At 38.9% G+C, this 7,966-nt stretch carries 9 protein-coding genes and 1 rRNA gene; all 10 read left to right on the forward strand.

What is annotated here, in order from left to right:
- Positions 1-14 precede the first annotated feature (14 nt).
- Positions 15-1,415 (forward strand): anthranilate synthase component I family protein, encoded by a 1,401-nt coding sequence (locus ACRX5O_RS22700; RefSeq protein ID WP_433908029.1) that lies wholly within the window; start codon positions 15-17, stop codon positions 1,413-1,415.
- On the forward strand, positions 1,412-2,011 hold the full coding sequence (gene pabA, locus ACRX5O_RS22705; protein ID WP_433908030.1) for an aminodeoxychorismate/anthranilate synthase component II: 600 nt from the start codon (positions 1,412-1,414) through the stop codon (positions 2,009-2,011). Before ACRX5O_RS22700 ends, pabA begins: the two co-directional genes overlap by 4 nt.
- On the forward strand, positions 2,011-2,892 hold the full coding sequence (gene pabC, locus ACRX5O_RS22710; RefSeq protein ID WP_433908031.1) for an aminodeoxychorismate lyase: 882 nt from the start codon (positions 2,011-2,013) through the stop codon (positions 2,890-2,892). Before pabA ends, pabC begins: the two co-directional genes overlap by 1 nt.
- Before the next feature lie 47 nt (positions 2,893-2,939).
- A complete protein-coding gene (gene folP, locus ACRX5O_RS22715) occupies positions 2,940-3,713 on the forward strand; it encodes a dihydropteroate synthase (RefSeq protein ID WP_433908037.1) in 774 nt (257 codons plus the stop codon).
- A complete protein-coding gene (gene folB, locus ACRX5O_RS22720) occupies positions 3,706-4,071 on the forward strand; it encodes a dihydroneopterin aldolase (protein ID WP_433908032.1) in 366 nt (121 codons plus the stop codon). Before folP ends, folB begins: the two co-directional genes overlap by 8 nt.
- Positions 4,068-4,595 (forward strand): 2-amino-4-hydroxy-6-hydroxymethyldihydropteridine diphosphokinase, encoded by a 528-nt coding sequence (folK, locus tag ACRX5O_RS22725; protein ID WP_433908033.1) that lies wholly within the window; start codon positions 4,068-4,070, stop codon positions 4,593-4,595. The genes folB and folK overlap by 4 nt, the downstream gene beginning before the upstream one ends.
- On the forward strand, positions 4,547-4,762 hold the full coding sequence (locus tag ACRX5O_RS22730) for a helix-turn-helix domain-containing protein (protein ID WP_119706238.1): 216 nt from the start codon (positions 4,547-4,549) through the stop codon (positions 4,760-4,762). Before folK ends, ACRX5O_RS22730 begins: the two co-directional genes overlap by 49 nt.
- A gap of 27 nt (positions 4,763-4,789) precedes the next feature.
- Entirely contained in the window at positions 4,790-5,791 is a 1,002-nt protein-coding gene (dusB, locus tag ACRX5O_RS22735) for a tRNA dihydrouridine synthase DusB (RefSeq protein WP_433908034.1), read from the forward strand.
- A gap of 202 nt (positions 5,792-5,993) precedes the next feature.
- Positions 5,994-7,487, forward strand: a complete 1,494-nt coding sequence (gene lysS / locus ACRX5O_RS22740) for a lysine--tRNA ligase (protein ID WP_433908035.1) — start codon at positions 5,994-5,996, stop codon at positions 7,485-7,487.
- A 308-nt stretch (positions 7,488-7,795) separates the two neighbouring features.
- Positions 7,796-7,966, forward strand: a 16S ribosomal RNA gene (locus tag ACRX5O_RS22745); the annotation flags it as partial.

Genomic DNA, 7,966 nt, shown 5'->3' on the forward strand with positions numbered 1-7,966 from the left:
AGGGGAGAACCTTTTTGAAAATATTAACAGTAAATAGCAAACAGATACCTTTTGATAAAGAAAGGTTTTACCAGAAATACAGAGAACTTTCACATCCATATAAACACCATGTGTTGTTAGAAAGTGGCCGGGGTGGACGATACAATATTGCTGCTTTTGGGCCAGAAATAATCTTTATAGGGAAAAATAACAAACTAACAATTGTTGAAAAAGGAAACAAGCAGGAACAACAAGGGAATCCTCTTCATTTAATGAAAGAATATCTTGCTCAATATAAGTTTGAGCGTCAGGAAGGACTTCCGGATTTTCAAGGAGGCCTTATTGGTTATATTAGCTATGATTATGCGCGCTATATAGAGAAACTCCCTAAATTTTCATCGGATGATTTGGAAATGCCGGAGGTTTATTTTTTCCTCTTTAATGAATGGTTTGTATTTGATCATGAAGATGAAACACTCTGGCTCTTGCAGATTCAAGAAAAGGGATATGAAAATACGGATGCTCTCAATGAGTGGGAGTCAAAGTGGACAGACCCACTAATGAAGTTCGAACAAGAAAGAATCATCCCTGATAATGATGAACTTCAAGTATCCATGAGCGATGAACAGTTTATGAAAGCGGTAGAAAGAATTCAGGAATACATTTCACAAGGTGACATCTTTCAAGTGAATTTATCTGTCCGCCAAGCAAAAGCGATATCTATTCCAGCGGTGAATGTATACGATCAGCTCAGACAATTGAATCCGTCACCGTATATGAGTTATTTACATACCCCTGAGTTTCAGATTGTAGGTGGGTCTCCCGAGCTCCTTGTTAAAAAGCATGGAAAAGAGGTTAGTACAAGGCCAATTGCTGGGACCCGTTCTCGAGGAGAGAATGAAGAAGAAGATCTCAGACTTGCTAAGGAACTCATTGAAAATGAAAAAGAGAGAGCAGAGCATGTGATGCTCGTTGATTTAGAACGAAATGATTTAGGAAGAGTTTGTGAGTACGGAACGGTTGAAGTAAACGAATTTATGGTAATTGAAAGATATTCGCATGTTATGCATATTGTCTCGAATGTTAGAGGAGTCATACGACCAGATCAAACATCCTTTGATTTGATTGATGCTGCCTTTCCGGGTGGTACAATTACAGGAGCTCCTAAGGTTCGGACAATGGAAATTATTGAAGAGCTCGAGCCGGTTCAGCGCGGAATTTACACAGGTTCCATGGGTTGGATTGGTTTTAATGATGACATGGAAATTAATATTGTCATTCGAACAATGTTAGTAAAAGACGGACAAGCTTTTGTTCAAGCGGGAGCAGGAATTGTTATTGATTCCAATCCTAAGCATGAATATAAAGAATCTTTGAAAAAGGCAATGGCTCTATGGAGAGCAAAAGAACTGGCGGAAAAAGGTGAATTCCATTGATTTTAATGATAGATAATTATGACTCATTTACTTTTAATCTTGTTCAGTACTTAGGTGAACTTGGTGAGACTTTGGAAGTTAAGCGAAATGACGCCATAAGTATTCAAGACATTCAAGAGTTAGGTCCAAACTTTCTTATGGTTTCACCTGGCCCGTGTAGCCCAAATGAAGCAGGGATATCATTAAGGGCGATTGAGGAATTTGCAGGGAAGATTCCTATTTTTGGTGTATGCCTTGGTCATCAGTCGATCGCTCAAGTATTCGGGGGAGATGTCGTGCAAGCAGAGCGGTTAATGCATGGCAAGACCTCTCTAATGTATCATGACGGAAAAACAATCTTTGAAGGGTTACCAAACCCATTTCCTGCAACAAGATACCATTCCTTAATTGTAAAGAGAGAAACGCTACCAGAATGCTTTGAAATATCTGCTTGGACAAAAGAAGGAGAAATCATGGCGATTAGGCATAAGGAGCTTCCGATAGAAGGGGTTCAATTCCATCCAGAGTCCATTATGACTACCGCAGGGAAACAATTGCTTCAGAATTTTGTTTCGTTTTACAAAATGGAACTGTCTCCAAAGAATGAGGGATTATGATGTATTTGTATATGAACGGAGAAATGATCAAGGAGGAGGAGGCGAGAATCTCCCCCTTTGACCATGGTTTCCTTTATGGAATGGGATTATTTGAAACATTTCGTGTCTATGAAGGTCATCCCTTTTTATTAGTAGATCATCTTGAGCGGCTAAATAGCAGTTTAGCGATGATTGGAATTCAAAAGAGCCTAAATAAAGACGAAGTGATTCAAACCCTCAAGCTTCTATTGGAAAAAAACAAGTTGGCCAATGCTTATATACGACTAAACGTATCAGCAGGTGTCGGAGCGGTTGGTTTACCAGTAGAGCCGTATGAACATGCCAATGTAATGATGTTTGTAAAGCCTCTTCCTGAAGCCGGTGGACCAACAGAGAAGGAAGCTCAGTTTCTGAAGGTCAGTCGAAATACTCCGGAAGGTCCCTTGCGTTTGAAGTCTCATCACTATATGAATAATCTATTGGCAAAAAAAGAAATAGGAAGTCGGACAGATGTGGAAGGGATCTTTCTAACAAAGGATGGATCTATCGCAGAAGGAATCGTCTCAAATATTTTCTGGGTAATAGATAACCAATTGTATACCCCTGACGTTGGTACAGGAATATTAAATGGAATCACCCGATCATTTGTAATAGAACTTGCTGGTAAAAGGGGATTCCGGGTTAAGGAAGGTTTCTATAAACCAGATGTACTTAATACTGCTACTGAGATATTTGTTACAAACTCGATTCAAGAGATTGTCGCAATTTCGAAAGTAGATTCACTTGTTTTTCCAGGTGTAAACGGTGAGTTTTTTCAAAAGTTGCATAAAGAGTATCGTTTGTATTCAAATAGTCTTTGGAGTAGAAGGGAAATAAATCAACAAAGGAGGCGAATCAATTGATTACTGCCGGACCATATACATTAGACTTTGAGAAGAAAACAATCATCATGGGAATCTTAAATGCTACCCCTGATTCATTTTCAGATGGTGGAAGCTTTAATAGAACTGATGAAGCGGTCAAACGAGCGATTGAGATGGTGGAAGAAGGAGCAGATATTATTGATATCGGTGGGGAGTCCACAAGGCCTGGGGCGAGATTTATACCTGCAGAAGAAGAAATTGAACGTGTGGTTCCTGTTATAAAAGCTATATCAAAAGCGGTTGATGTTCCTATATCCATCGATACATACAAAGCAGATGTTGCTCGAGAGGCACTGGCTGCTGGAGCTCATATTATTAATGATGTATGGGGTGCTAAGGCTGACGTGAATATGAAACAGGTAGCGGCTGAAACAAAGGCACCAATTATTCTAATGCATAACCGGGAGGATCGGAACTATCAGTCTTTCTTCAGGGATGTTATGAATGATTTATATGAAAGCATAACACTAGTGAAGGAAGCTGGTGTGAGTGATGAACAAATTATATTAGATCCCGGCATTGGTTTTGCAAAGAATGTAAAGTTAAACTTGGAAATGATGAGACATCTACATAAGCTTGTGGCTATCGGTTACCCCGTTCTTCTCGGAACCTCTCGTAAATCAATGATAGGTGCTGTATTAGACTTACCTGTACATGAACGAATGGAAGGAACCGGAGCAACTGTATGTTACGGTATTCAACAGGGATGCCAAATCGTTAGAGTTCACGATGTGAAGGAAATTAGTCGAATGGCAAAAATGATGGATGCGATGATAGGAAAAGGAGAATATGATGGATAAAATTTACGTTAACCGTATGCAATTTTATGGTTTTCATGGTGTATTCCCAGAAGAGAATCGATTAGGACAGAGATTTATGGTTGATCTTGTTGTTGAAGTGGATTTGAAGAAGGCGGGCCAAAGCGATAACTTGAATGAATCTATTAACTATGGTGAGCTCTACCAACTGTGTAAAGACATTGTGGAAGGTGAACCATTTAAGCTAGTAGAATCAGTTGCTGAGGAAATTGCTTCACGCGTTTTAAGAGAATATTCTAAAGCCCATGCTGTAACGGTAAAGGTAATCAAGCCTGATCCACCGATTCAAGGACATTACGAATCAGTCGCAGTTGAAATAATGAGGAGTAGATCAAATTGAATAACTTGGCCTATATTGCCTTAGGTACAAATATGGGAGACCGATATAAAAACCTAGTAGATGCAATCCATTATTTAAAAGAGGAGAACGAAATTCATTTGGTAAAATGCTCCTCTATTTATGATACGGTTCCGGTTGGATATACGGAACAAGATGACTTTTTAAATATGGTAATCTTGATTAGAACAACACTTACACCGTATGAATTATTAGAAATATGCCTTCGTATTGAAAAGGATTTAGGGAGAAAAAGGGAATTTAAATGGGGTCCAAGAATAATAGACCTTGACATTTTGCTCTACAATCAAGAAAATATTGAAGCAGAGAACCTTATTGTTCCACATCCAAGAATGCAGGAACGCGCCTTTGTTCTTGCGCCATTACTTGAGATAGATTCTTCGATCATGATACCTAATCAGGAGAAGTCGATAGAGGACTATTTTAATATGAACGCTGAAAAAGAAGGGGTACGAATATGGAAGCAGAAAAATGGGGAAGACGTATTCGCGCTTTTCGAAAACTAAAGGGTTATACACAAGAAGGGTTTGCTAAGGAAATCGGTGTTTCTGTTTCAGTGTTGGGCGAAATAGAACGAGGAAATCGAATGCCTTCAGATCATTTAGTGGAAACAGCGGCTCAAGCACTGAAAGTTTCTATAAAGGATTTAATGCCACAAGAGGTGGATGAATAAATATATTATTTAAGTTGGAGGGGTAACATGCTTAAAATTGGTGATATTGAAATGAAAAATCAAGTAGTGTTAGCTCCAATGGCCGGAATATGTAACGCTGCTTTCCGTTTAACGGTTAAAGAGTTTGGTGCAGGTCTAGTTTGTGCGGAGATGGTTAGTGATAAAGGAATTATTTTGAAAAACGAAAAAACAATGAATATGCTTTACATCGATGAGAGAGAGAAGCCATTGAGCTTGCAAATCTTTGGCGGTGAGAAAGAGACATTAGTCCAAGCTGCTAAATTCGTTGATGAAAACACTAATGCAGATATTATTGATATTAATATGGGATGTCCGGTTCCAAAAATCACAAAATGTGATGCAGGAGCAAAGTGGCTTTTAGATCCTAATAAAATTTATGAGATGGTTTCTGCGGTTACGGATGTTGTGAAAAAGCCGGTTACAGTAAAAATGCGTATGGGCTGGGATGAAGATCATATTTATGCTGTTAAGAATGCCCAGGCCGTTGAACGAGCTGGTGGTAAGGCAGTTTCTTTACATGGTCGTACTCGTGTCCAAATGTACGAAGGAAAAGCAAACTGGGATATTATTCGTGAAGTTAAGCAATCAATCGGCATTCCTTTAATCGGTAATGGGGATGTAACGACGCCTCAAGATGCAAAGCGTATGCTAGAAGAAACCGGCTGTGATGGAGTAATGATCGGTCGTGCAGCTCTAGGGAACCCTTGGATGATCTACCGTACGGTTAAATACCTTGAATCAGGGGAGCTCATGGGTGAGCCAACCGTTCGTGAAAAAATTGATGTGTGCATTCTTCACCTAGATCGTCTGATCGCTCTTAAAGGGGAAAATGTAGCTGTCCGTGAAATGCGTAAGCATGCAGCTTGGTATTTAAAAGGCATTAAAGGAAATGCGAAGGTGCGTAATGGGATAAATGAGTGTAATACACGTGCGGACCTCGTTACTTTATTAACGGCTTTAGTTGTAGAAGCAGAAGAAAAAGAAGCGATGGAATCTCAAGTAGGTTAAGGTTTGACTTCTAAGTGAACATTCAATATAATACGTTTGATTATGCAAACTGCCAGTTGATGCTGGCAGTTTTTATTTTATTTTACTTTTTTAATGTCTGTTTTTCTCACTTTGTGTAAAATAATATAGTATGCTTATAAGATGGTGTTATTACATAAATTCAAGCAATTGATGTTTGATAGATACAAGAAGGAAAATGGAGTTGATAAAAATGAGTCATGAGGAACTTAATGACCAATTGCAAGTCAGAAGAGAAAAGCTAGCATCTCTTCAAGAAAAAGGTCTCGATCCATTCGGAAAGAGATTTGAACGTTCTGGCTTCTCCCAAGAGTTTATTAGTCAGTACGGAGAAATGGAAAAAGAAGAGCTGGCAAATAAAAATATTGCAATAACGATTGCTGGACGTATCATGACAAAGCGTGGAAAAGGTAAAGCTGGCTTTGCACATATCCAAGATCTAAAGGGACAACTGCAAATATATGTTCGTCAAGATGCTGTGGGTGAAGAGCAATATGAAATCTTTAATATTGCTGATTTAGGAGATATTGTTGGTGTAACTGGTACATTGTTTAAGACACAAGTAGGAGAGCTTTCTGTAAAGGTAGAAGACTTTCAGCTTTTAACAAAGTCATTACGACCACTTCCTGATAAATTCCACGGTCTGAAGGACGTTGAACAGCGCTATCGCCAACGATATGTTGACCTTATTATGAGTCAAGAAAGCAGACACACATTCATTACTCGTAGTTTGATCATTCAATCAATGAGAAGATACCTTGATTCTAAGGGGTACCTTGAAGTAGAAACGCCTATGATGCATGCTATCGCAGGTGGGGCATCTGCTCGTCCGTTCATTACACACCATAATGCATTAGATATGGAATTATATATGCGTATAGCAATCGAACTTCATTTAAAGCGCCTGATTGTCGGTGGCTTAGAAAAAGTTTATGAAATTGGACGTGTGTTCCGTAATGAAGGTGTATCTACTCGTCACAATCCTGAATTTACAATGATTGAACTGTATGAGGCTTATGCTGATTATCAAGATATTATGAGCCTTACAGAAAACCTAATTGCTCATATTGCTCAAGAAGTATTAGGGACAACTACTATTCAATACGGTGAATATGAAGTAAACCTTAAGCCAGAGTGGAAGAGACTTCATATGGTAGACGCGATTAAGGAATATACAGGTGCTGATTTCTGGAAGGAAATGAGTGTAGAAGAAGCAAGATCCTTAGCGAAGGAACATGGAGTAGAAATTAAAGATACCATGCTTTATGGCCATATTGTTAACGAGTTCTTCGAGCAAAAAGTAGAAGAAAAGTTAATTCAACCGACATTTATATTTGGTCATCCGGTTGAAATTTCTCCTCTTGCTAAGAAAAATGATCAAGACCCTCGCTTCACAGATCGTTTTGAATTATTCATTGTGGCTCGTGAGCACGCGAATGCTTTCACTGAACTGAACGATCCGATTGATCAGCGTGAACGTTTTGAAGCACAATTAAAAGAAAGAGAAGAAGGAAATGATGAAGCTCATATGATGGATGATGACTTTATTGAAGCTCTTGAGTATGGTATGCCTCCTACAGGTGGTTTAGGAATCGGAATTGACAGACTTGTTATGCTTCTAACAAATGCACCTTCTATTAGAGATGTATTGTTATTCCCAGCAATGAGACATCGTTAACTACCTATGTAGCGTACAAGATTATGAATTATTCTTGTACGCTATTTTTTTATAAAAAACATGTTGCATTCGATTCGATATGGTGATATATTATTATCTGTTGCCGCAAAAGAAGTTAACCTTCTGAGAAAATAATTTAAAAAAGTTGTTGACTCTCGTAGTTGCTTCTGGTAATATTAAAAAGTCGCCCAAGAGCGACAAGCTAATAAATTGTTCTTTGAAAACTAAACAAATCATACGTCAACAAAAATGATAGTGTTGAAATATACACTAGCCAACGTTTTAACTTTAAGAGCTAATCTTACTCTTTATTGGAGAGTTTGATCCTGGCTCAGGACGAACGCTGGCGGCGTGCCTAATACATGCAAGTCGAGCGGACCTTTGGGAGCTTGCTCCCAAAGGTTAGCGGCGGACGGGTGAGTAACACGTGGGCAACCTGCCTATGAGACTGGGATAACTCCGGGAAACCGGGGCTAATA

Origin of the sequence: Robertmurraya mesotrionivorans (assembly GCF_050971805.1) — a bacterium.
In the GTDB taxonomy this organism is placed as follows: Bacteria; Bacillota; Bacilli; order Bacillales; family Cytobacillaceae; genus Robertmurraya_A.

Excerpts from the sequence above, each read along its gene's own strand:
- pabC (WP_433908031.1), top strand. The coding sequence starts at position 2,011 with ATGTATTTGTATATGAACGGAGAAATGATCAAGGAGGAGGAGGCGAGA.
- folP (WP_433908037.1), top strand. The coding sequence starts at position 2,940 with ATGGGAATCTTAAATGCTACCCCTGATTCATTTTCAGATGGTGGAAGC.
- folB (WP_433908032.1), top strand. The coding sequence starts at position 3,706 with ATGGATAAAATTTACGTTAACCGTATGCAATTTTATGGTTTTCATGGT.
- ACRX5O_RS22730 (WP_119706238.1), top strand. The coding sequence starts at position 4,547 with ATGGAAGCAGAAAAATGGGGAAGACGTATTCGCGCTTTTCGAAAACTA.
- dusB (WP_433908034.1), top strand. The coding sequence starts at position 4,790 with ATGCTTAAAATTGGTGATATTGAAATGAAAAATCAAGTAGTGTTAGCT.